Origin of the sequence: Aromatoleum petrolei, assembly GCF_017894385.1 — a bacterium.
Taxonomy (GTDB): domain Bacteria; phylum Pseudomonadota; class Gammaproteobacteria; order Burkholderiales; family Rhodocyclaceae; genus Aromatoleum; species Aromatoleum petrolei.
Genome location: NZ_CP059560.1, coordinates 1,717,020 through 1,739,998 on the forward strand (window position 1 = coordinate 1,717,020; position 22,979 = coordinate 1,739,998).

Annotated in this window: 20 protein-coding genes; 4 read left to right on the forward strand and 16 right to left on the reverse strand. The window is 68.3% G+C overall.

The genetic code is table 11. The annotated features are described in order from the left end of the window. Positions 1–99: 99 nt before the first annotated feature. Genes ToN1_RS07900 through ToN1_RS07940 form a run of 9 tightly spaced genes read right to left on the reverse strand, consistent with a single transcriptional unit; the run spans position 100 to position 7,234 of the window. Positions 100–522 (reverse strand): nuclear transport factor 2 family protein, encoded by a 423-nt coding sequence (locus ToN1_RS07900; protein WP_169204849.1) that lies wholly within the window; start codon positions 520–522, stop codon positions 100–102. Then, complete coding sequence (locus ToN1_RS07905) at positions 519–1,307, reverse strand: SDR family NAD(P)-dependent oxidoreductase (protein WP_169204850.1); 789 nt, start codon at positions 1,305–1,307, stop codon at positions 519–521. The genes ToN1_RS07900 and ToN1_RS07905 overlap by 4 nt, the downstream gene beginning before the upstream one ends. Continuing rightward, positions 1,294–1,815 carry a DUF3833 domain-containing protein gene (locus ToN1_RS07910; protein ID WP_425305834.1) on the reverse strand — a complete coding sequence of 174 codons (522 nt, stop codon included), beginning with the start codon at positions 1,813–1,815 and terminating at the stop codon, positions 1,294–1,296. Before ToN1_RS07910 ends, ToN1_RS07905 begins: the two co-directional genes overlap by 14 nt. Further along, entirely contained in the window at positions 1,815–3,086 is a 1,272-nt protein-coding gene (locus tag ToN1_RS07915) for an MFS transporter (RefSeq protein WP_169204852.1), read from the reverse strand. Before ToN1_RS07915 ends, ToN1_RS07910 begins: the two co-directional genes overlap by 1 nt. Continuing rightward, positions 3,076–3,681 carry a chalcone isomerase family protein gene (locus ToN1_RS07920; protein WP_169204853.1) on the reverse strand — a complete coding sequence of 202 codons (606 nt, stop codon included), beginning with the start codon at positions 3,679–3,681 and terminating at the stop codon, positions 3,076–3,078. The genes ToN1_RS07915 and ToN1_RS07920 overlap by 11 nt, the downstream gene beginning before the upstream one ends. Further along, entirely contained in the window at positions 3,650–4,870 is a 1,221-nt protein-coding gene (locus tag ToN1_RS07925; RefSeq protein WP_169204854.1) for an SAM-dependent methyltransferase, read from the reverse strand. The genes ToN1_RS07920 and ToN1_RS07925 overlap by 32 nt, the downstream gene beginning before the upstream one ends. Beyond that, positions 4,867–5,649: a DUF1365 domain-containing protein gene (locus tag ToN1_RS07930; RefSeq protein ID WP_210148059.1), complete on the reverse strand. Its 783-nt coding sequence runs from the start codon at positions 5,647–5,649 to the stop codon at positions 4,867–4,869. The genes ToN1_RS07925 and ToN1_RS07930 overlap by 4 nt, the downstream gene beginning before the upstream one ends. Beyond that, positions 5,646–6,992 carry an NAD(P)/FAD-dependent oxidoreductase gene (locus ToN1_RS07935; RefSeq protein ID WP_169204855.1) on the reverse strand — a complete coding sequence of 449 codons (1,347 nt, stop codon included), beginning with the start codon at positions 6,990–6,992 and terminating at the stop codon, positions 5,646–5,648. Before ToN1_RS07935 ends, ToN1_RS07930 begins: the two co-directional genes overlap by 4 nt. Next, positions 6,989–7,234 (reverse strand): hypothetical protein, encoded by a 246-nt coding sequence (locus tag ToN1_RS07940; RefSeq protein WP_169204856.1) that lies wholly within the window; start codon positions 7,232–7,234, stop codon positions 6,989–6,991. The genes ToN1_RS07935 and ToN1_RS07940 overlap by 4 nt, the downstream gene beginning before the upstream one ends. A gap of 77 nt (positions 7,235–7,311) precedes the next feature. On the opposite strand from ToN1_RS07940, the gene ToN1_RS07945 reads away from it, so the two are divergent. Both ToN1_RS07945 and rfaE2 read left to right on the forward strand, forming a co-directional pair. Continuing rightward, the gene (locus ToN1_RS07945) at positions 7,312–8,229 is read left to right on the forward strand and encodes a MerR family transcriptional regulator (protein ID WP_169204857.1); all 918 of its coding nucleotides are present in this window, start codon (positions 7,312–7,314) and stop codon (positions 8,227–8,229) included. 86 nt (positions 8,230–8,315) lie between these two features. After that, positions 8,316–8,804: a D-glycero-beta-D-manno-heptose 1-phosphate adenylyltransferase gene (rfaE2, locus tag ToN1_RS07950; RefSeq protein ID WP_169204858.1), complete on the forward strand. Its 489-nt coding sequence runs from the start codon at positions 8,316–8,318 to the stop codon at positions 8,802–8,804. A 15-nt stretch (positions 8,805–8,819) separates the two neighbouring features. Here the strand turns inward: rfaE2 and ToN1_RS07955 are convergent, their stop codons facing one another. The 3 genes from ToN1_RS07955 to ToN1_RS07965 all read right to left on the reverse strand — a co-directional run bounded on the left by ToN1_RS07955 (position 8,820) and on the right by ToN1_RS07965 (position 13,447). Continuing rightward, positions 8,820–10,838 (reverse strand): ATP-binding protein, encoded by a 2,019-nt coding sequence (locus ToN1_RS07955; RefSeq protein ID WP_169204859.1) that lies wholly within the window; start codon positions 10,836–10,838, stop codon positions 8,820–8,822. Positions 10,839–10,929: 91 nt separating this feature from the next. Continuing rightward, the gene (locus tag ToN1_RS07960; RefSeq protein WP_169204860.1) at positions 10,930–13,164 is read right to left on the reverse strand and encodes a putative bifunctional diguanylate cyclase/phosphodiesterase; all 2,235 of its coding nucleotides are present in this window, start codon (positions 13,162–13,164) and stop codon (positions 10,930–10,932) included. Positions 13,165–13,174: 10 nt separating this feature from the next. Next, positions 13,175–13,447: a hypothetical protein gene (locus ToN1_RS07965; protein ID WP_169204861.1), complete on the reverse strand. Its 273-nt coding sequence runs from the start codon at positions 13,445–13,447 to the stop codon at positions 13,175–13,177. A gap of 167 nt (positions 13,448–13,614) precedes the next feature. Between ToN1_RS07965 and recQ the strand changes: the two genes are divergently transcribed. Continuing rightward, entirely contained in the window at positions 13,615–15,444 is a 1,830-nt protein-coding gene (gene recQ, locus ToN1_RS07970; RefSeq protein ID WP_169204862.1) for a DNA helicase RecQ, read from the forward strand. A 13-nt stretch (positions 15,445–15,457) separates the two neighbouring features. Here recQ and ToN1_RS07975 read toward each other — a convergent pair whose 3' ends face one another. Continuing rightward, on the reverse strand, positions 15,458–16,060 hold the full coding sequence (locus ToN1_RS07975; RefSeq protein ID WP_169204863.1) for an EAL and HDOD domain-containing protein: 603 nt from the start codon (positions 16,058–16,060) through the stop codon (positions 15,458–15,460). Between the two features lie 326 nt (positions 16,061–16,386). Between ToN1_RS07975 and ToN1_RS07980 the strand changes: the two genes are divergently transcribed. Continuing rightward, positions 16,387–17,064, forward strand: coding sequence for a cytochrome b/b6 domain-containing protein (locus ToN1_RS07980; protein WP_169204864.1), 678 nt, complete (start codon positions 16,387–16,389; stop codon positions 17,062–17,064). Positions 17,065–17,128: 64 nt separating this feature from the next. On the opposite strand, the gene ToN1_RS07985 is transcribed toward ToN1_RS07980, so the two are convergent. The 3 genes from ToN1_RS07985 to ToN1_RS07995 form a co-directional block, all read right to left on the reverse strand. After that, positions 17,129–17,989 carry a cation diffusion facilitator family transporter gene (locus tag ToN1_RS07985; RefSeq protein ID WP_169204865.1) on the reverse strand — a complete coding sequence of 287 codons (861 nt, stop codon included), beginning with the start codon at positions 17,987–17,989 and terminating at the stop codon, positions 17,129–17,131. Between the two features lie 116 nt (positions 17,990–18,105). After that, positions 18,106–19,158 carry a Glu/Leu/Phe/Val dehydrogenase gene (locus ToN1_RS07990; RefSeq protein WP_169204866.1) on the reverse strand — a complete coding sequence of 351 codons (1,053 nt, stop codon included), beginning with the start codon at positions 19,156–19,158 and terminating at the stop codon, positions 18,106–18,108. Between the two features lie 211 nt (positions 19,159–19,369). Further along, positions 19,370–22,975 carry an indolepyruvate ferredoxin oxidoreductase family protein gene (locus ToN1_RS07995; RefSeq protein WP_169204867.1) on the reverse strand — a complete coding sequence of 1,202 codons (3,606 nt, stop codon included), beginning with the start codon at positions 22,973–22,975 and terminating at the stop codon, positions 19,370–19,372. Positions 22,976–22,979: the final 4 nt, after the last annotated feature.

Below are 22,979 nucleotides of genomic sequence, written 5' to 3' on the forward strand. Positions count from 1 at the left end.
AACCCGAATGGATCATGCCATAGTAAAAATACCACCCGCAACACGGATTTTGAGATTTATCAATATATTGCACCGCAATATGTGATATCTGCACGCTCTTCAGGGCGCGGAGAGGCGGCGACGCAATGCACGGAGGATGGCTCCGACGAACGGGATCCGTTCGTAGAGCTGACGCGCGGGATCCCAGTGATCGATGTGCTCGACGACCCGCCCGGCGCCATCGAAACACAGCTGCGTGACGCCGCGGATCTCGCACTGTGCTTGCCCCGAGCCGAAGCGAAAGGTCCACGCAAGCATGGCCTCCTGGTCGCGCGCGAGACAGCTCGTCACCTCGAAGCGCGGGTCGTCGACGGTCGCGAACATGTGGCGGAAGATGCGTTCGATCGCATCCACGCCGGTGACGTCGTTGAAGGGATCGACGAAGCGCGCGTCGGGCGCATAGAAGTCGGCGAGGCGCGCGAGCGACCGCGGCGTCAGCGTCGCGTAAAAATCGGCGAGGCTTTCCGCGGCTGCGTGCGTCATCGCCCGATCACCCGCCGCACCAGGGCGAAGTACAGCCGGTAGGGCAGGGCTCGCAGCAGCTTCATCGGCCACGTGAAGCGACGCGGGAAGTGGGTTTCGAAGTCGCCGCGCGCGAATCCGGCGACGATTTCCGCCGCCGCGTCCTCGGGCTGCATCAGGGCCGGCATCGCGAAGCGGTTCTGCGCCGTGAGGCGGGTGGCGACGAAGCCGGGGCTGACAAGGTGGACGGCGACGCCGCGCGGCGCGAGGTCGAGATACAGGGACTCGGCGAAGTTGACGAGCGCGGCCTTTGACGGTCCGTAGGCCGCCGCCTGCGGCAGTCCGCGGTAGGCGGCGACGCTGCCGACGATCGCGAGGGCGCCGCGCTGCTGCGCGAGCAGGGTCGGCACGACACTGGTCGCACCGTCGATGACGCCGAGCAGATTGACGTCCAGGGTCGCGCGCACCGCCTCCGGCTCGAGCTCCCACGCGCGCATCGGCCGGTAGGTGCCGGCGTTGAGGATCACCACATCGATGCCGCCCCACGCGGCGAGCATTTCGTCGCGCACGCGCGCGAACTCCACCACGCCGCGCGTGACGTCCATCGGCAGCGCGAGGCTGCCGGGGCAGTCCGCGGCAAGCGCCACGAGCCGCTCCTCGTCGCGCGCCGAGATCGCGAGTCGTCCGCCGCGTGCGGCAAGATTGCGCGCGAGGGCCGCGCCGATGCCGGTCGACGCACCGACCAGCCAGACGCGCAGGCCGCGCCAGTCCCGGATCGGCGGGTTGAGCGGCTCAAGGATGGGCATTGCGCTTCACGAACGACAGGGTGACCTCGCCGAGGCGCACGCCGAACTTGCTCATCACCGAGCGGTTGAGCATCACGCGCTCGTCCATCAGGAACATCCAGTCGTCGAAATCGACGTGCCACACCCGTTCGCCGACGGGCAAGGCGAGGACGTAGCGCCAGCGCAGCGCGTTGCCGCGCGCCTCGCCCTGCGCCTCGCCGACGACATCGGCCGCGACGCCCGCGTAGCGGTGCGCGTCGTGCCGGGTGATCGTCCACACGCGCTGCTGGGTCGTGCCGTCGGAATAGGTGAAGCGCTCGTCGAGCGTGCCGATCTCGCCGCGCCAGCTCGCCTCGATCACGACATGGAAGCGCTTCACGACCTTGCCCGAGCGGTCCTGGAACATGCCGTAGGCGTCGAGCGTGCCGTTGAAATAATTGCGCAGGTCGAGCGCCGGGGTCTCGGCGGCGTAGTCCTGCACGTCGATGCCGGCACAGCCGGCGATCCCCGTGGCCATCGCCAGGGTCATCAGCATTCGGCGCATCGCCGCTCCTCCTCTGAAACAAGATCGCGCCGGCAGCGCCACAGCAGGGTCGCGGCGAGCGCCTTCAGGGCCACTGGCAGCAGCGCATACACGCCCGCGAGGGTCGCCAACGCATCGCCATCGCGTGTGCCGGGCGCATAGCCCAAGCTGTCGAGCAGCGGCAAGGCGAGGCCGGCCGCCAGCGCGAGGTTCGCCTTGGCGACGAGGTTCCACCAGCCGAACCAGGCGCCCGCGCGCGGGCCGGCCGAACGTTCGCGCGCGAGCAGGTCCGCGAGCATGGCGGCCGGCAGAGCGAGATCCGCCCCAAGGGCCACGCCCGACAGCACGCAGATCAGCGCGAAGCAGCCCACGTCGCCGGCGCCGAGCGTGCCCGCCCAGGCAAACACCGCCATCGCCAGCAGCATGCCGACCAGCCAGGCCCGGAGCTTGCCGATCGCGGCGGCGCAGCGCACCCACAACGGCATGCTCGCAGCCCCGGCGAGGAAATACAGGGACAGGAACAGGCCGGAAGCGGACTCGGCCTGCAGCACGTCGGAGACAAAGAACAGCACCGTCGCGGCGGGAATCGCGGCGGCGATGCCGTTGGCCGCGAACACCACGAGCAGTCGCACGAAGGGCCGGCTGGCGAGCGCGTCACGCAGGGCCGAGCGCAGCGTCACGATGCCGCCGGCGGTCTTCGTCGCGGCCGGCGCGAAATGCAGGGTGAGGCCCGCGCCGAGGGCAAGGACGACGAGGAATACCCAACCGAGCTGCGCCGCGCCAACGACGGAATCGTTCCCGAGCAGCGAGGGCAGCGCGGCCGCAAGCACGACGCCCGCCAGCGCGAAACCCTCGCGGCTGGCGACGAGGCGCGTGCGCGCGTCCGGCGTGTCCGCGAGCTCTGCCCCCCACGCGGCGTAGTTGATGGTGGCGAGGGAATAGCCGAAGGTGACGAGCAGCAGCGACACCGCCAGCCATGCCAGGCCCGCGTCCGCCGGCGGACCGAACAGCGCGAGGAACCCCGCAGCCAGCGGAGTCAGGGCCGCGAAGATCCACGCGCGGCGCGCGACGAAGCGGTCGCTCGCCCAGCCGATGAGCGGATCGGTGATCGCATCGACGACGCGCACGCCGAGCAGGACGGCGCCGACGGCCGCAAGCGGGAGCCCCAGGCCGTCGGCGTAGAGCTTGGGCGCGTGCACGTAGATCGGCAGTGCCGCAAACGCCAGCGGCAGGCCGAGGACGCCGTAGGCCAGCGCCGGCTCGCGCTCAACCCTCATCGCCGATCCCCAGCAGGCGCGCACGCAGGCCCGGCTCACGCGTGCGCGGATCCAGCCAGATCGCGAAGAATGCGCGCGCGAAGGCGGCGTCGCGCAATTCGGCGGTCGGCGCGCCGCGATGGTAGAAGACCACCCTGCCGTCGGGCTGCGCCAGTCCGACGATCGTGTCGCCGGCCTCGACCGAGGGAAAGGCCCGTTCCAGCAGCGGGCGCCAGTGCTCGCGCCGCGCGGCGTCCGCGAACCCGAGGCGCTCCATCTCGTCGAGACTGGCCGCCACCAGCCGCTCGCTGCGAATGGAGCGCGCGTAGCGGATCTCCAGGGCGAAGGGGCGCTCCGCCCGCCACGGCTCCGCGCCGCGCGTCCACAGGCTCGCCTCGTAGAGCGGAAGGCCGAACCAGCGCATCGTCCCCTGCCCCACGACGCCCCAGCCACCGTCGAGCGCGGAGACCGGCAGGGCGGGCGGCAGGTCGGTCGACACCTCGCGCTCACCCGCGCTCGCGTGGGCGCCTGCCAGCATGCACGCGAGCGCGCAGGCCCGCAGCAGCGAGCGCACGCCAGCCCGCTCAGCGATGGGCGAATTCGAAGTGATGGACATCGATGTCGCCCGCGAGGAAGCCCGCCTCGCAATACGCGAGATAGAAGCGCCACAGGCGCACGAAGCGCGCGTCGAACCCCTGCGCCGCAATGTCGGCATGCCTCGCGTCGAAGCGCACGCGCCAGTGCTCCAGGGTGCGCGCGTAGTCGCGACCGAAGGCGAAATCGCCGACCGGCACGAGTCCGACCGCTTCGGCCTGGCGGCGCATGATGGCTGGCGTCGGCAGCATTCCGCCGGGGAAGACGTAGCGCTGGATGAAATCCGTTCCCCGCCGGTAGCGCGGAAACAGCGCCTCGTCGATCGTGATCGCCTGCACGACGCAGCGGCCGCCGCGCCGCAGGCGACGCGCGAGCGTGGCGAAATAGGTCGGCCAGAAGCGTTCCCCGACCGCTTCGATCATCTCGATCGACACGACGTGATCGTATTCCCCCAGCACATCGCGGTAGTCGCACAACGCGAACGTCGCGCGGTCGGCGAAGCCTTCGCGCTCGGCGCGGGCGCGCGCATGGGCGAGCTGCGCGGGCGAAAGCGTAATGCCGAACACAAGGCAGCCGAACTCCTTGGCCGCAATCTCCGCGAACCCGCCCCAACCGCAACCGATCTCGAGGATCGTCTGGCCCGGTCGCGCGCCGAGGCGCTCGAGGATGCGGCGGTACTTGCGCCGCTGGGCCGCCTCGAGGGGCTCCGCGGCATCGGCAAACACCGCGGCGGAATAACTCATCGTGTCATCGAGCCACAGCGCGTAGAAGTCGTTGCCGAGATCGTAGTGCGCCTCGATGTTGCGCCGCGCCCCGCTGCGCGTGTTGGCGCGCAGCGCGTGCCACAGACGGTAGCCCGCCAGCGGCAGCAGGCGGCCATACACCGCGCGTCCCAGCCGTTCGCGGTTCTGCGCCAGCAGCGTCAGCAGCGCGGTGGGGTCGTCGGCATCCCAGAGTCCCGCGAAATAGGTTTCGCCGAGGCCGATGTCGCCACGCGCCAGCGTCGCGGCGAAGGTCTCGTGATCCTGCACGCGCCAGTGCGCGCGGACCGGGCCATGCCCTGCGCGCACGGTCTCGCCGCCGGGCAGTTCGAGCACGAGCGCCCCGCCCTCCAGCGATTCGAGCAGCTCCAGCGCAAGCCGGGTCGCTCGCGGCGCGCGCGCGGGGGACCACGCAGCCGGCTTTGCGAGCGTGTTTTCGAGCGGATTCATCGCGTGGTTTCCTCCAGCGGGGGCAACGGTTTGTGAAAGAAGCGGACCCGTCTCAACCACAGGCGCAACGCCTGCCGGTGGATGCGCACGACGACGCCCAGGGTCATGAAGGGATAGCGCAGGAGCCAGGCGCACATCGCGCGGCCATCGAGGGCGCGGGCACGGCCGCCCACGGCGGTGCTGAGGCGGCGCTCGCCGCCCTCCCAGTAGTCGATCGCCACGCTCGGCGCCGCGCCTGCCGCATGGAAGCGGAAGCGGTACTCGCCCGCCACGGGGAAGAAGGGGGAGACGTGGAACACCTTGTTCGCGCGCAGCTCGTCGCCGGGGAGGATGGGGCCGAGGTCGCGGTGATGGACGAGGTAGTTGTGATGTTCGCCGAAGGTGTTGTTCACCTCGGCGAGAACCACTCGCAGCGCCCCTGCGCGATCGTGACAGAACCAGAAACTCACGGGATTGAAGAGATGGCCCAGCATGCGCGGCATCGTCTGCAGCACGACCTCGCCGTCGGCAACCTCGTCGAGCCCGTGCCGCCCGAGCAGCGCGCGCAGCCACGGCAGCAGCGGTGTGCCGTCGCGCGGACCGTGGTCGCGGCTGAAGAATGTGAACACGTTCGCACGCTCGATCCCGAGCAGCGGCACGCCCAGCTCGCCCAGCCGCGACAGGGGCAGGCGCAGGAAGGCAAGCGGATACACGAAACGGTTGCGCACGGGCGCGTGGCGCTCGTGAAACACCGTGCCGAAGCACGCCGCGGGCATCAGCGGATCATGCACCGCGTTCATGCGCCGCATGCCTCCGCCACCCGCGCGCCCCCGCGCCACGGCACGCTGCCACCCAGCGCCTCGACGACCGGGATGGCCGACTTCAGGCCATCCTCGTGAAACCCGTAGCCGGTCCATGCGCCCGCAAACCACGTGCGACGCACGCCCTGGATGCCGCCCAAGGCGCGCTGCGCCGCGATCGCCGCCGTGTCGAACACCGGATGGGCGTAGTCGAAGCTCGCCAACACGCGCGCCGGATCCGGCTCGCGCAGGGGATTGAGCGTGACCACCACCGGGGTCTCGAACGGCAGCGGCTGCAGGCGGTTGATCAGGTAGCTGACCGAAACCGCCCCCACCGCGCGCTCCGCGCTCTCGTTGCCCGGTGCCGCCGCGTAGTTCCACGCCGCCCACACCGCACGCCGGCGCGGCAGCAGGGCGGCGTCGGTATGCAGCACCGCGCAATTGCGCTGATAGCGTACCGCCGAGAGGATCGCGCGCTCGTCGCTCGACGCGTCGCCCCCCAGAATCGCCAGCGCCTGGTCGCTATGGCATGCGAACACGACCTCGTCGAAGCGATCGATCCCCTTCGGCGTATGCACCCACACCGCGTGGGCGTCGCGGAATACCCCCAGCACCGGCGTGTCGAGGCGCAGATCGTCGAGCTGCGCGCACATCCTCCGCACGTACTCGCGCCCGCCGCCCCGCACCGTGAGCCAGCGCGGACGGTCGGCGATCTGCAGCAGGCCGTGGTTGTCGCAGAAGCGCACGAAGGTATGGAGCGGATAGTCGAGCATGGTGCGCGTCGGGCAGGACCAGATCGCCGCCGCCATCGGCAGCAGGTACCAGTCGCGGAACTCGCGGCTGTATGCGTTCGCCGCCAGGTACTCGCCCAGCGCAAGCCCGCCCCCGTCGCCATCCCGGGCGAGCCGCGTCGCTTCGCGGTTGAAGCGCAGGATGTCGCCCAGCATGCGCCAGAAGCCCGGCCGTGCCGCATTGCCCGGCTGGGCGAAGAGGCTGCGCAAGCTGGTTCCCGACCACTCCAGGTCCGGCTGCGCGAGGCTCACGGAAAACGACATCTCGGTTTCGACCGCCTCGACGCCGAGCAGGCCGAAGAGCGCGATCAGGTTCGGGTAGGTGCGGCGGTTGAAGACCAGGAAGCCGGTATCGACGGGATGGGTCACCCCATCCACCGTCACGTCCACCGTGTTCGTGTGCCCACCGGCGCATTGGCCGGCTTCGAAGACCGTAACCTGATGCTCGCGCGCCAGCATCCACGCGCAGGCGAGTCCGGAGATCCCCGCCCCGACGACGGCGATGCGCCGCGGCCGCCGCGGCTCCCACGGAAAGGCGTCACGCATGTTCATGACGAACGCCCCTGTGCCGGCATCGGCGCGTAATCCCCGCGATGCACGAAGAGCTTCAGTGCAAGCGTCTCATCCACGGCATAATTGTCCTGGACAGACGCCGTAGCCGGCACCTCAACTGCCGTCGCCGCAGCGGCGCGCGGCGCAGTCAGGTACATGAACAACGCAGCGCCTGCAACGACGGTCGCCGCAAGCAGGAAGGAACGCTGCACGAACGATGATTGCAGGGCTTTGGTTTTCATTTTGTCCTGGACAAATTAAGTACACAGCCCTAACTTAGAATCATTCGCCGATTACGTCAAGTTTTTGTCCACGACAAATGAAAACTCTTAACGACCCGCCGGAAGGACTCGGCATCGCCGCCGTCGAGCGCGACACCGGACTGCCGAAAGACACGCTGCGCGTCTGGGAGCGCCGCTACGGCTTTCCGCGCCCGCTGCGCGACGCCAACGGCGAACGCGTGTACCCCGCAGGACAGGTGGACAAGCTACGCCTGATCCGCCGCCTCCTCGACCAGGGCCTGCGCCCCTCGCGCATCGTCGCCGCCACCACGGAGGAGCTCGCGCAGATGCTGGCGGCCGCGCCCGAGGCAGTGGTGGCCACCGCACCCGCAGACTGCGGCACGCTGCTCGGCCTCATGCAGCGACAGGAGGGCGCGGCCCTGCAGCGCGCGCTGCAGCAGAACCTGTTGAAGAACGGCCTGCAACGCTTCCTCACCGACACCCTCGTTCCGCTCACCGATGCGGTCGGGCAGGCCTGGCTGAAGGGCGAGTTGAGTGTAGCCGGCGAGCACCTCTACACCGAGCAGGTGCACAACGTGTTGCGCGGCGCGATTGCGAACCACGGCGGTCACGGCGGCTCGCCGTCCATCCTGCTGACGACCTTCCCGAACGAACTGCACTCGCTCGGCCTGCTGATGGCCGAAGCGATGGTCGCGCCCGAGGGCGCGCAATGCACCTCGCTGGGCACCCAGACGCCGCTCGCCGACATCGAACGTGCGGCCACGCAGGGCGGCATCGACGTCGTCGCGCTGTCCTTCAGCTCCGCCTACCCGGCGCGCCAGGCGGTCGAAGGCCTCAACACGCTGCGCGCGCGCCTGCCCGCCCGCGTTGCGCTGTGGGCCGGCGGCCACGCCGTGCGCGAGCAGCAGCGCAAGCTGCCGGGAATCCGCGTGATCGCGGATCTACCGGACGCCATCGCCGCCATCGCCGAGTGGCGCGCGGGACATCCGGCATGACGCGCCGCGCGGCCGATGCGGGGTGCGCGCGCTAGAATCCCGTCTCACCCGGCCGCACGCGGCCTCCAATTCGTCATCCGGAACCGATGTCCTACCCTCGCCCCGCCTTCGAAGCCAAGATCTGCCCCCCCGACGAGCTACGCGCGCGCGCAGCGTCCCAGTCACGTCCGCTCGTGTTCACCAACGGTTGCTTCGACATCCTGCACCGCGGGCATGTCACCTACCTCGCGCAGGCCCGCGCGCTGGGCGCCGCGATGGTCGTCGCGCTGAACACCGACGCGTCGGTGAAGCGCCTCGGCAAGGGCGACGACCGTCCGGTGAACCCGCTCGAGGACCGCGCTGCCGTCATGGCGGCGCTGGCATGCGTGGACCTCGTCACGTGGTTCGACGAGGACACACCGCTGCAGCGCATCCTCGAGGCGCGCCCGGAGATCCTCGTCAAGGGGGGCGACTGGCCGGTGGACCGGATCGTCGGCGCCGCGGAAGTTCAGGGCTGGGGCGGCATCGTGCATTCCATCCCGTTCGAGCACGACCGTTCGACGACCGCGCTGCTCGGACGCATCCGCAGCCTGTAAGGCTCGCCGCGGCGTTCAGTCGGCCAGCGGCGCGGCGCTCGCAGCCGCCTGAGCTGCCACCTGAGCGGCCACCTGAGCGGTCACCGGCGCGACGCGCGGCAGACGCACCTGCATCCTCGTGCCCTCGCCCGGGCGACTATCGACGCTGATCGTGCCGCCAAGCACGTTCGACAGCAAGTTGTGCACGATGTGCAGGCCGAGGCCGCTGCCGCCCTTGCCGAGGCGGGACGTGAAGAAGGGTTCGAAGATGCGCCCCTGCAGCGCTTCCGGGATGCCGCGCCCGTCGTCGGCTACTTCGAGCTCGATCCAGTCGGCCTCGCCGGCGCGTCCGACGATGCGCACCTCGCCTTCGCTGCGCTCCTCCAGCCCGTGCAACACGGCGTTGTTGATGAGGTTCGCGAGCACCTGGCCGAGCGCGCCCGGATAGCTGTCGAGCCGCAGCGACGCATCCACGTCGGTCGTGAGTCGGAAGGGCAGCCGCTTCAGCGAGGGCCGCAAGGTCATGACCAGCTCATCGACGACCTCGCCGAGCGTGAATTCGCGTCGCTGCGCGCTCGACTGGTCCACCGCCACCTGCTTGAAGCTGGCGACGAGCGCAGCCGAACGTTCGAGGTTGCGCTCGATGATCGCATTGGCCGCCTCGGTGTCCTCGAGATAGCGCTCCAGCGTGGAGCGACGCAGCCCCGCTTCGAGCTCGCGGCGCAGGCTGCGCGTATGGTCGCGCACCGTGTTGGCCGCAATCAGGCTGTTGCCCAAGGGCGTACCGAGCTCGTGCGCGACGCCCGCGACGAGCGCCCCGAGCGCGGCCATCTTCTCCGACTGCACGAGCTCTTCCTGCGTCCGACGCAGGCTGTCGAGCGCCTCGGTGAGCTCCCCGTTGCTCTGGTGCAGCGCCTCCGTGCGCTCGGCGACCCGCGCCTCGAGCGTCTGGTTGAGTTCCTGCAGCGCGGCCTGACTCGCCACGATCGCCCCTTCGCGCTCACGGATCGCCTGCCCCATGTGCTCGAAGGCGGCGGCTAGGCGGTTGAACTCGCGCACGCGCGACGGGCGCCACTCGAGGTCGTAACGCCCCCGCTCGACACCGCGCGCGAAGATCGACAGGTCGCGGAACAAGCGCCCGAAATAGCCCGCCTGGATCGCTGCACCGATCAGGCCCACGATCCACGCGGTCGCTAGGCCAACAAGCGTGATGAGCTCGGCCGTGCGCGACGCGCGAAACGCCTCCGACTGCGGGCGGATGACGAGCACCTGCCAGCCCAGCGGCGACACCGGTACGCTGCTGCCGATCATGTCCACACCGTCCACCTTCAGCAACACCTGGCGGCTGCCGTCGTCGTGATCGTGGTGCATGTCGTGCGGCACGTCCGCCAGCGCGGGCACCGCGCCGGCCTTCAGACCGGCGGTGTCGCCGAGCAGCGCTCCACGGCGGTCCAGCAGCAACGTGCGCAGACCGCCGTCGTCCATCACGCCGGCAACCGCATGCAGCAGCGGCGCGGACGCCAACTCCCCGAACAGCGTCACTCCCGCGTGGCGGACAGCGACCACCGCGAGCGCATCGCCGCCTGCCGGCGACAGCACGACATCCGACCAATGCACACCTGGTGCCTGCTTCATCGCTGCCACCAGCGGATGCGCCGACACGTCGCGCGTGCGCTGCTCCCCTCGCATTGGGCGCAGCCCCGGCGGCAAACCCGCGGCGAAGATCCTGCCGGCGTCATCGATCGCATACACGGCCGCCAGGCCGTCGTTGCTGTCGACGAGGCGGTCGAGCAGCGCCGAGACCGCGTCGGGGCTCCACGGGCCGCCCGTCACCAGGATTTGGGAAATCGCGCGCACCGCCGCTTCCGGATGGGTGACCTGCGCCTCGATCTGGGCTGCGACCGCGTGCGCGATCTGATGCTGGCGTAACGTTGTGTCGCGGTCGATCTGCGGCAGCAGCCAGAATTCCATCAAGCCATAGACGACCGCGAAGGTCAGCGTCGCCACCATCAGCGAACGCAGGAACAGCAGCCGGGACAGGCGGACCGGACGCATCAGGCCGGGCGCGCGGCGGATCCGGTGGACGAGTGGCTGCGGGCGGCGCCCGTCGTCGCGCGCGGGGCACGGTGCGACAGGCCGCGTGCGCTCAACATCCGCCCTGCGCGCCCGACCCCGACGAGTGCGCGGCCAGCCAGGCGCGCCAGTCCTCGGCGGGCATGGGCCGCGCGAAGTGATAGCCCTGCCCGAGCTGGCAGCCCATGGCCTGCAAACGCCCGGCCTGCTCGGCCTGCTCGATGCCTTCCGCGATCAGCTCGATGCCCAGCCGGTCACCCAGCCCGCACACCAGCCCGGCGATATCGCCCCCCTTGCCGGCGCCGCCGATGTCGTTGATGAAGGCGCGGTCGATCTTCAGGCGGTCGACGTTCATGCGCTGCAACTGGCTCAGCGACGAGAAGCCGGTGCCGAAATCGTCGATGGCGATATCCAGCCCCATCGCCTTGACGCGCCCGAACAGCTCGATCATGCGGTCGCCCTCGCCCATCGCAACCGACTCGGTGATCTCCAGCTCGATCTGCCGTGGCGACACGCCGCTGTCCTCGATTGCGGCACGCAGCCGCCCGAGGAAGTGCGGATCGCGGAACTGGATCACCGAGACGTTGACCGCCATGCGTACCGAGGCGTGGCCGGCCTGCGCCATGCGTGCGGCCTCCTCGCAGGCGCGCCGCAGCACCCACTCGCCGATCGACACGATCAGGCCCGAGCGTTCGGCCAGTGGAATGAAGTGGTCGGGCGGAATCATTGCCCCGTCGCCGGTGCGCCAGCGCAGCAGGGCCTCCGCCCCGACGCAGCGCCCGGTCGCAAGATCGATCTGCGGCTGGAACACGAGGAAGAGTTCGTTCGCACCGAAGGCGCCGCGCAAGTTGTGCAGCAGGTTCACGCGCCCGCGGATCTCCTCGCTGACACCCCGGTTGTAGCGCGCCACCGAACCGCGCTCGGCCTGCTTGGCACGCTTGAGGGCCAGGTAACCATCCTCCAGCGCCTCGCTGCCGTCGCCGCCGACGTCGTCGAGACGGACAACGCCGACGGTCACCGACACGATGATGCTGTCGCCTTCGACCTCGAGCGGCTCGGAAAAGAGGCCGTCGAGGCAGCTCACGTCGGCGTCGTGTGCGCTCCAGAACACCGCGAAGCTGTCGCTGCCGACCCGCGCGACCCGGGCGGCCGGGCCGCAGCCGGCAACGATGCGCGCGGCGACCCCCTTCAGCAGCGCGTCGCCATAGTGATAGCCAAAGGCACCGTTGATCTCGCCGAAGTGGTCGATATCCACCACGGCCAACACCCCGCGACGGCCCTCGCGCTCGTTCAGGTGGGCGTCGAGCAGTTCGAGCAGCTGCCGGCGGTTGGGCAGATGCACCAGAGGGTCGAAGTACGAGTATTCATTGAGCCGCTGCACGAGCTCGATGTTGTCGAGGCACACCGACACGTTCGCGCAGAACACCTCGAGCAGGCTGGGATCGAGTTCGTCCGCGGGGTAGCCCGTCTCCACATACGCGGCCAGGTCGCGCCCGGGGCGTGAACCGAAGTACAGCGCAATGCCTTGCCCCGGCTCGACGACGTTGGTGCGCTGCGTGAGCGCGTGCTCGAGGATCGCGCGGATGCCGGCATCGTGCAACGCCGCGAGCGGCTGGCGCGACACATGATCGAAACGCCCGGCCGCCGCGATCACCTCGCACGGCGCGCCGGCATCGCGCCGCGCGCACACCAGCCCTTCGGGCGGCAGGCCGAGCAGTCCGGCCATCTGCGTGATGACGCCGGCGGCGAATTCGCCGAGCCCCTCGCTGCGCAACAGCTCGGCGCTGCCGCGCACGATGTGCGCCAGCCCTGCCCGGCTCGCGTTGACGATGCGGATCTGCTGATAAGCCCGGATCGCCGCGGTGAGCGCCGCATACAGCCGAGTGCGGGAGAGTTCCGACTTGTTGCTGTAGTCGTTGATGTCGTAGTCGCGGATCGCCTCGAGTTCCGGCGCGTACCCGGGCTGGCCGGTGCGCAGGATGATGCGCACGTCCTGCATGCGGAAGTGGTGGCGGATCTCGTCGACCAGCAGCAAGCCGGCCTCCTGGGTCTCCATCACGACGTCGAGCAGGATCACCGCGATGTCGCGCTCCGCGGCGAACAGCGCACGCGCCTCGGCGGCCGAACGTGCATGCAGGAAGGCAAGCGGACGCCCCAGGATCTCGGTGTCGGCGAGGCTCAGCTCCGTGCTGCGGTGGACATCGTCGTCGTCATCGACGATCGCAACCTTCCAGCACGTCGTCGTGTTGGCTTGCGCGAGCGGAGTCTCCGATGCGAATTCGAGCAGATCGTCGTCGGGCAGGTTCATCTACGCCGAGTCACCCCTGGATTCCGCGCCGCGACGGGGCCACGGAGTTGCGCCAGTCGGACGTGATGCTCTCCTCGAACTGCGGGAACTCGCGATCGTGCTCCAGCAACAGACGCAAGATGGTACGCGCGTGGTCTCCCGGAAAACCCCGCCGCTGACCCTCGCGCGTGTCGTTCATGAGCCGGTTGATGAACTCGCGACAATCGCGCGTTCCCCACAGTTCATCGATCCTCCCGAGGTGAGGGTAGGCCTCGTATAGCTTTGAAACGTCGGTCTTCCGCATGGAATCTCCCGGCCACGCACAACCTGCAACTTTCGTAATAGTCGAACGATAACACCGTCATCGGGCGGCGTCGAATCGAGGCCCGGCGCGCAATAATGCCGTACGCATCGCACACGAACCTCGCGAGCACCCTCCCGCCCTGTATCTGCAGGGGCCGCACCGGTAGAATGACGGCAATGACCGCGCACGCCCCCTCTTCCCCCCTGCACGTCCTCGAGCACGTCTTCGGCTACACCGCCTTCCGCGGCGAACAACAGGCTGTCGTCGAGCACGTGAGCGCAGGTGGCGACGCGCTGGTGCTGATGCCCACCGGGGGCGGCAAATCGCTGTGCTATCAGGTACCGGCGCTGCTGCGCGCCGGCACCGCCGTGGTGGTGTCGCCGCTGATCGCACTGATGCAGGACCAGGTGAGCGCGCTGCGGGAAGCGGGCGTGGCGGCAGCCTACCTGAACTCCAGCCAGGCAGCCGACGAATCCGTCACGGTGGAGCGCGACCTCGTCGCCGGCCGACTGGACCTGCTGTACGTGGCACCCGAGCGACTCCTCACCGGCAGGATGCTCGCAACGCTCGATCGCCTGCACGAGGCGGGCCGTATTGCGCTGTTCGCGATCGACGAGGCGCACTGCGTGTCGCAGTGGGGGCACGACTTCCGCCCCGAGTACCTGCAACTGTCGGTGCTACCGGAGCGCTATCCGGGCGTGCCGCGCATCGCGCTGACGGCCACCGCCGACGCCGACACGCGCGAGGAGATCGCCCAGCGCCTGGGGCTCGCCACCGCACGCCGCTTCATCTCCAGCTTCGACCGGCCGAACATCCGCTATCGCATGGTCGACAAGGACAACCCGCGCAACCAGCTGCTCGCCTTCATTCGCGACGACCACGCGGGCGACGCCGGCATCGTCTATTGCCTGTCACGGCGCAAGGTCGAGGAGACCGCCGCATGGCTGGAGGAACAGGGCATCCGCGCCCTCGCCTATCACGCGGGCATGCCCCAGGACGTGCGCGCGGCGAACCAGAGCCGCTTCCTGCGCGAGGACGGGCTGGTGATGTGCGCGACCATCGCCTTCGGCATGGGCATCGACAAGCCGGACGTGCGCTTCGTCGCCCACCTCGACCTGCCGCGCTCGATCGAGGGCTACTACCAGGAAACCGGCCGCGCCGGTCGCGACGGTCTCCCCTCGCAGGCGTGGATGGCCTGGGGCGCGCAGGACATCGTGCAGCAACGACGCATGATCGACGAATCCGAGGGCAGCGAGGACTTCAAGCGCCGCGCCCGCGCCCGGCTCGACGCGCTGGTCGGGCTGGTCGAGACGACCGGCTGCCGCCGCAAGCACCTGCTCGCGCACTTCGGCGAGCAGGGCGAACACTGCGGCAACTGCGACAACTGCCTGGAGCCGCCGCGCACCTGGGACGCGACGGACGCAGCACGCAAGGCGCTGTCGGGCGTGTTCCGGACGGGGCAACGCTTTGGTGCCGGCCACGTCATCGACGTGCTGCGCGGCGAACTCACGGACAAGGTGCGCGACTGGGAACACGACAAGGTGAGCACCTTCGGCATCGGTGCCGACGTGGAGGAAAAGACCTGGCGCACGCTGTTCCGCCAGCTCGTCGCCCGCGGCCTGCTGGCCGTGGACCACGACCGCCACAACGCGCTGACGCTGACCGATCTCGCACGACCGCTGCTGCGCGGCGAGGCGGAGTTCTCCCTGCGGCTCGCGCCGGAGAAGCGGCGCACGAAGCGCATGCGCGGCACCCGCATGGAGATCCTCGACGGCGTGCCGCTCACGCTGTTCGATCGCCTGCGCGCGTGGCGTGCGGCCACTGCGCGCGAACGCAACGTGCCCGCATATGTAATTTTTCACGACGCCACGCTGCGCGAAATCGCGCTCGCGCGGCCGGGATCCATCGAGGAACTGGCGCACGTGTCCGGCATCGGCGACCGCAAGCTCGAGGCCTACGGCACGGCAATCATCGCCGAAATCGCGCGCGAAGTCTGATCCCGCGCGACTTTCAGGCCGTCAGCAGGGCTGGGCGAGCGAAGAAATAGCCCTGGAAGAAGTCGAAGCCGAGGGTCAGGCAATGGCGGGCACGCTCCAGCGTATCCACCTTTTCCGCCAGCAGCTTGGCCGGATGCAGGCGCAGGCGGCGCACAAGCAACTCGAGCGCAGCAGGTTCGAGCTGCAAAATGTCAATTTTTACGACATCCACGATGTCCAGCAGCGGCTCCAGCTCGTTGCTCACGCGGCAGACGTCGTCGAGGGCGAGGCGGTAGCCGAGGTGCTTCAATTCGGAGCAACGATCCACGACGGCACAATCGACCGTGACGGTTTCCAGCAACTCCAGCACCACGCGATCGTGCGGCAGGCTTTGGATGCGGCCGTACATGAGCATTTCCGCGTCCACATTGACGAAGGCCGCACTGCCGCCGATCACGCTGTTCAGCCCCAGGCGGCCGAAGGTGCGCGCAATGACCTGCGCGGTCGCCAAGGCATCGTCGGTGACACGGGCTTCGCCCGAGTCGTCTTCGCGAAAGAGCAGTTCGTAGGCGGCAAGCTTGCGCTGCCGGTCGAAAATCGGCTGGCGTGCGAGAAAGACGTCGTCGCGGGACTTCATGGCAGCCTCCTTCGCGGACGAGAATCGTATCCGCAACCATGTAGAGCAATACTCGTGCCTCCTGTGGAATAACGCGCCAACCCGGCCCCAGGCCGACAGCGACCGCAAATTTACCGAGTCGCCGACAGCAATTCAGGTGATATTCCCCACCAGTGATGGGGAAGCCCTCGCTCGCGTACGCATTGCGCAACAGTGCATTGCCAACTTGTTAACGGCTGGATTGACCCGGATCATCCGGGGCCGCGAACTCGACTGGTAAAATTATGTTTCAGAACCGGTTTCCCATCCCGGTCGCCGCATGCGGCGACGAACGACGCACACAAGCCATGAACGACCCGCGCGCAGCCAGCCTGCAGGCAAGCACGATTTCCACGCCCACCCGGATCAAGGTCTGGGACATCCTCGTTCGGATCTTTCACTGGACCCTCGTGGTGTCGTTCACGACGGGCTACCTCATCACCGACAAGTTCCCGCTGCACGCCTACGCCGGCTACACGATCTTCACGCTCGTCGTGATCCGCATCATCTGGGGGTTTGTCGGCACGAAATACGCTCGCTTCTCTGCCTTCACGTACAGCGTGAACGAGACGGTGCAGTACCTGCTCGCAGCGCTGCGCATGGGCAAGGCGCGCGAATATCTCAGCCACAATCCCATGGGCGCCCTCATGGTGTTCCTGCTGCTGACGATGCTGCTATTCAATACCGTGATCGGCACCATGCTCTATGGCGCGCAGCAACTCGAAGGCCCGCTCGCGGACATCGTGCCGACGATTTGGGACGAAAACCTCGAAGTGGTGCACAAGTTCATGGCCAAGGCCCTGCTCACGCTCGCGGGCTTCCACCTCGCCGGCGTGCTGTGGTCGTCCTGGTGGCACCGCCAGAACTACGTGCTCGCGATGTTCACCGGCTACAAGTCGGCCTTTACGCGGCGCGAGCATCGCAAGGGCTCGGGCGAGATCTGGACGCCCGAGGAACGCGCCCGCCGCCGTCGCGCCCGCGACTGAGGAGGCGTCCTCCAACCCGCAGGAGGGGCTGCCCAGCAGCGCCTTCCCGACGCCGTTGAAGACGCTAGTCAGCCGGCTCGACGTGGGTCGTCAGCCGCGCATCGGCCTGCGCCTCCACTGCCCGCTCCACCTCATCGGCAAGCGCATGGGCGCGGGCGACCGACCAATCACCCGGCAGGCGGATGTCCACGTGCGCGAAGTGCATGGCGCCGGCAACGCGCGTCTTCAGGTTCGCAAAACTGCAGCCCCGCGCGGTAAACGTCGCCAACACCGTCTCGATGCGTTCGATGTCCGCGGCGGCGAGGGACCGATCCATCAATCCGTCGACCGAACGCTGCATCAGGCTCCAGCCCTCGCGCAGGATGTTCAGCGCAACGGCGGCGGCGATGACCGGATCGAGCCACACCCAGCCGCTCGCGCTCGCAAGCCCGACGCCGACCACCACCCCGGCGGTGGTCCACACGTCCGTCATCAGGTGGCGCGCGTCGGCCTCCAGCGCCAGCGAGCGATGCGCGCGCCCGACCTGGAAGAGGACGCGCGCGACGACGAAGTTGACGAGGCTGGCCCCGACCGACAGCGCGGTGCCGACGCCCAGAGCCCCCAGCGGCTGCGGATGGAGCAGGCGCTCGCCGGCCGCGAACAGGATCGCCAGCGCGGCGATGAAGATCATCACGCCTTCGAAGGCGGCGGAAAAATACTCGGCCTTGCCGTGCCCGTAGGGATGCCCCGGGTCGGCCGGCGCCCGTGCGAACGACACCATCAACAGCGCGAAGGATGCTCCGGCGAGGTTGACGAAGGATTCGAGCGCGTCGGAGAGATAGCCGACCGATCCAGTCAGCCACCATGCGCCCGTTTTCATGCCAATGGTCGTGAGGGCGGCTGCCAGGGAGAGCAGCAGCGCCTGCTGGGGGTTGATGGTGCGCATGATGTCGGCAAATAGCGGTTTGCCGACATCTTAAACCATGGAGAGCGGCCTGCCAGCCGAACGCCGATCCGAGAGGAGAACGGAAGGGTGTCCGGCCGGTGGCCGCTGTGCGGCGCTCAGCGCTTGAAGCGCTCCTCGGCGATCGCGTCGGCGACCTCTCCGGTCGGACGCTCTTCCTTGCGTGCGCGCGCAAAGATTTCCATCAGGTTGTCATAGATGCGCTCGATGTGGGACTTCAGCGCGGCGCGGTCGAAGTTGCCGGTACGCTCGTAGTAGACGTCGATGATGCCGCCGGCGTTGATGACGTAATCGGGGGCGTACAGGATGCCCTTGTGCATCAGCGCGAGGCCGTGGCGCGGCTCGGCGAGCTGGTTGTTGGCGGCGCCGGCGACGATCTTCGCCTTCAGCAGCGGGATCGTCTGGTCGTTGATGATCGCGCCCATCGCGCAGGGGGCAAACACATCGACGTCGAGGCCGAAGATCTCTTCCGGCGCGACGACGGTCGCCTCGATCTCCTTCGCGGCGCGCAGCAGCGGTTCGCGATGGATGTCGGTGACCCACAATTGCGCCCCCGCGGCCTTCAGCTGGCGCGCGAGGTCGAAGCCGACGTTGCCCAGGCCCTGCACGGCGATCTTCAGCCCTTCGAGCGAGTCGCGGCCGAGACGTTCCTTGACCGCGGCCTTGATGCCGACGAAGGTGCCGTACGCGGTCGCCGGCGACGGATCGCCGCTGCGGGTGCCGTTCTCGGACGGCTTGTCGACGATGCCCGCGACGTGCTGCGTGAATTGCGACATGAACTTCATGTCGTCGACGCCGGTGCCGGAGTCTTCCGCGGCGATGTAGCGGCCATTGACGCGCTCGACGGCCTGAGCGAAGGCCTTCAGCAGCTCGGGCGTCTTGTCGGTGCGCGGGTTGCCGATGATCACGGACTTGCCGCCGCCGAGCTTGAGGTTGGCCATCGCCGACTTGTAGGTCATGCCGCGCGACAGGCGCAGCACGTCGCGGATCGCTTCCTCTTCGCTGGCGTAGGGCCACATGCGGCAGCCGCCCAGCGCCGGGCCGAGGTTGGAGTTATGCACCGCGATGATGGCCTTGAGGCCGCTCTTTTCGTCGCTGCAGAACACGACCTGTTCGTGGTCGGCAAAATCGCTCAGGTTGAATACGCTCATGATGTCTCCTTCATTGGTCTGGAAAGGGTGCAACGCCCCCTCCACCACGGCTCGTGGCCGTGGCGGAAGGTTTGCTGCGAGGGGGGGAAGCTGTTAACCGGCAGGCAATTACGTGAAGTCACGTTGAGTGCCGCACGTTTGCTCCCTCCCCTTCAAGGGGGATGAACTCCGTGCGGGGCAGACCTCACATACTTGATCGCCGGATCGGTAATTAGCCCGGTATGACGGCGATGGTCTTGCGCACCTTGCCGTTGGTCACCTCGGCCGGACGCTCCTTGCGGCGGAAGGCCGCGAGGAGTTCCGCTTCGCGCATCCGCGCGTTGCGCAGATAGCGCTCGCGGATGTGGCCGAAGCCGCGGATCTGCTCGGGCAGGCTGGCGAGTTCGACGGCGGTCTCGAAGTTCGCCTTCTCGAGGCCGGCGAGAATCTCCTCGACGATGCGCTCGTAGTCGGCGATCAGCTGGCGGTCGAGCTTGCGGTCGTGCGTGCGGGCGAAGGGGTCGAGCATCGAGCCGCGCAGGCCCTTCATCTTCGCGAGCTGGCGCATCGCCTTCAGCATCCACGGGCCGTATTTCTTCTTCTGCAGCTCGCCGCTCTGCGGGTCCTTGTCGGCAAGCGTCGGCGGCGCGAGGTGGAAGACGAGTTTGTAGTCGCCCTCGAACTGCTCCTCGACACGCTTGAGGAAGTCGCTGTCGGTGTAGAGGCGCGCCACTTCGTACTCGTCCTTGTAGGCGAGCAGCTTGTGGTAACCGCGTGCGACCGCTTCGGTCAGCAGCGTCACGCCGGGCTCGACCTTGGCTTCGGCCGCGCGCACGCGCTCGACGAACTTCGCGTAGCGCTCGGCGTAGGCGGCGTCCTGGTAGTCGGCGAGGAAGGCCTTGCGGCGGGCGATCACCTCGTCGACCGAGGCCGACAGCTTGTGATGCTCGGGCGTGCCGTGCTGCGGCTTCGCGGCCTTCGCGACCGCATCCGGATCGACGGCGGCACGGCGGCCCCACTGGAACGCGGATTTGTTGGCCTCGATCGCGGCACCGTTGAGCTCGATCGCCCGCAGGATCGCGTCGCGCGTCAGCGGCACGAGGCCACGCTGCCAGGCGAAGCCGAGCATGAAGAGGTTGGTTGCGATCGAATCGCCGAGAATCGCCGTTGCAAGACGCGAGGCTTCGAGGAACTCGACGTTCTGGTTCCCGACGGCGTCGACGATCTGGGACTCCATCGAGCCGGCCGGGAACTGCGGGTCCGGGTGCTTCGCGACGTTGCCGGTGCGGGCCTGGGCCGCGAAGCCGCGGACGAATTCGCTGGTGTTGGTCTGATCGCGGTTGATGACGACGCGGGTGTGATTGGTGCGCATCTTCGCGAGCGATTCGTCGCTCGCCGACACGACGAGGTCGCAGCCGATCACGACGTTCGCTTCACCTGCGGCGACGCGGGCGGCGAAGATGTCTTCGGGCCGGTTGGCGATCTTGACGTGCGACCACACCGCCCCGCCCTTCTGCGCGAGGCCGGCCATGTCGAGGATGGACACGCCCTTGCCTTCGAGGTGCGCGGCCATGCCGAGCAGCGCGCCGATCGTGACGACGCCGGTGCCGCCGACGCCGGTGATGAGGATGCCCCAGGGAGCGTTCGTCGCCGGCAGCGTCGGCTCGGGCAGCGACGCGAAGACGTCCGCCGCCGCGGTCGCGGCCTTGCCCTTCCTGAGCTTGCCGCCTTCGATCGTCACGAAGCTCGGGCAAAAACCTTTGACGCACGAAAAGTCCTTGTTGCACGCGGACTGGTCGATCGTGCGCTTCCTGCCGAACTCGGTCTCGACGGCGGCCACGGACATGCAGTTCGACTTCTCGCTGCAGTCGCCGCAGCCTTCGCAGACGAGGTCATTGATCACGACGCGCATCGCCGGATCCGGGAACTTGCCGCGCTTCCTGCGGCGGCGCTTCTCGGCGGCGCAGGTCTGATCGTAGATGATCGCGGTCACGCCCGGCACTTCGCGCAGCTCGCGCTGCACGGCGTCGAGCTCGTCGCGGTGGCGGATCGGCACGCCGTGCGGCAGGTCCGCCGGACCGTAGGCGCGCGGGCCGTCATTGACGACAATGATGTTGTGGATGCCTTCGGCCTGCAGCTGGCGCGCGATGATCGGCACCGACAGCGTGCCGTCGTGCGGCTGGCCGCCGGTCATCGCCACGGCATCGTTGTAGAGGATCTTGTAGGTGATGTTCACCTTCGCCGCGACGGCCGCGCGGATCGCCAGTATCCCCGAGTGCATGTAGGTGCCGTCGCCGAGGTTCGCGAAGACGTGCGGGGTCTTCGTGAAGGGCGCCTGGCCGACCCAGGGCACGCCTTCGCCGCCCATCTGGCAGAAGGTCTGCGTCGTCTCCGGCGACAGCCAGGTCGCCATGTAATGGCAGCCGATGCCGGCGATGGCGCGCGAACCGGCCGGGACCTTGGTCGAGGTGTTGTGCGGGCAGCCGGAACAGTAGTGCGGCACGCGCTGGATCGACAGGCGCGGCTTGGCGAGCGCGGCTTCCTTGGCGTCGAAGAAGGCGAGGCGGGCCTTGACCTTGTCCGAGGTGTAGAAGCGCGCGATGCGGGCAGCGATCACGCGGGCGATCATCGCCGGCGTGAGGTCGCCGGCGGCGGGCAGCATCCAGTCGCTATGCGGCAGCGCCCACTCGCCCTTCTCGTCGAACTTGCCGATGACGCGCGGACGCACGTTCTCGTTCCAGTTGTAGAGCTCTTCCTTCAGCTGGTATTCGAGGAACTGGCGCTTCTCCTCGATGACGAGGATCTCGTCGAGGCCGTTCGCGAACTCGCGCACGCCTTCAGCTTCGAGCGGCCACACCATGCCGACCTTGTACAGGCGGATGCCGATCTCGGCGGCGAGTTGCTCGTCGATGCCAAGGTCTTCGAGCGCCTGGCGCACGTCGAGATAGCTCTTTCCGGAAGTGATGATGCCAAGCTTGGCGTTCGGGCTGTCGATGATCGTGCGGTTGAGCCCGTTCGCGCGGCAGTAGGCGAGCGCGGCGTACAGCTTGTGATGCACGAGACGCTTTTCCTGCACCAGCGGGGGATCGGGCCAGCGCAGGTTGAGACCGTCTGCCGGGATCGGGAAGTCCGCCGGGATGATGGTCTGGACCTTGAACGGATCGATGTCGACGGATGCGGAAGTTTCCACCGTGTCGGTCAGCGCCTTGAAGGCGACCCAGCAGCCCGAGTAGCGCGACAGCGCGAAGCCGTGCAGGCCGTATTCCAGGTAGTCCTGGATGCCCGCGGGCGCGAGCACCGGCATCATCATCGACTTGAAAATGTGCTCGGTCTGGTGCGGCAGCGTGGACGACTTGGCGCCGTGGTCGTCACCGGCGATCACAAGCACGCCGCCGTGCTTCGAGGTGCCTGCGGCATTGGCGTGGCGGAAGACGTCGCCGGTGCGATCCACGCCCGGGCCCTTGCCGTACCAGATCGAGAACACGCCGTCGTACATCGCATTCGGATCGAGGTTCACCTGCTGCGTGCCCCACACGGCGGTCGCGGCGAGGTCTTCGTTGAGGCCGGGCTGGAAGCGGATGTGCTGCGGTTCGAGGTATTTCTTCGCCTTCCAGAATTCCTGGTCGACGTTACCAAGCGGCGATCCGCGGTAGCCGGTGACGAAGCCCGCGGTATTGAGCCCCGCGGCCTGGTCTCGCAGGCGCTGCATGATCGGCAGGCGGACGAGCGCCTGGATGCCGGTCATATAGGCGCGGCCGGAAGTCAGCGTGTATTTGTCGTCGAGAGAAACGGGCGCGAGGGCCTGCGGGGAGGGGGTGCTCGAATGGGTATTCGACATGGCG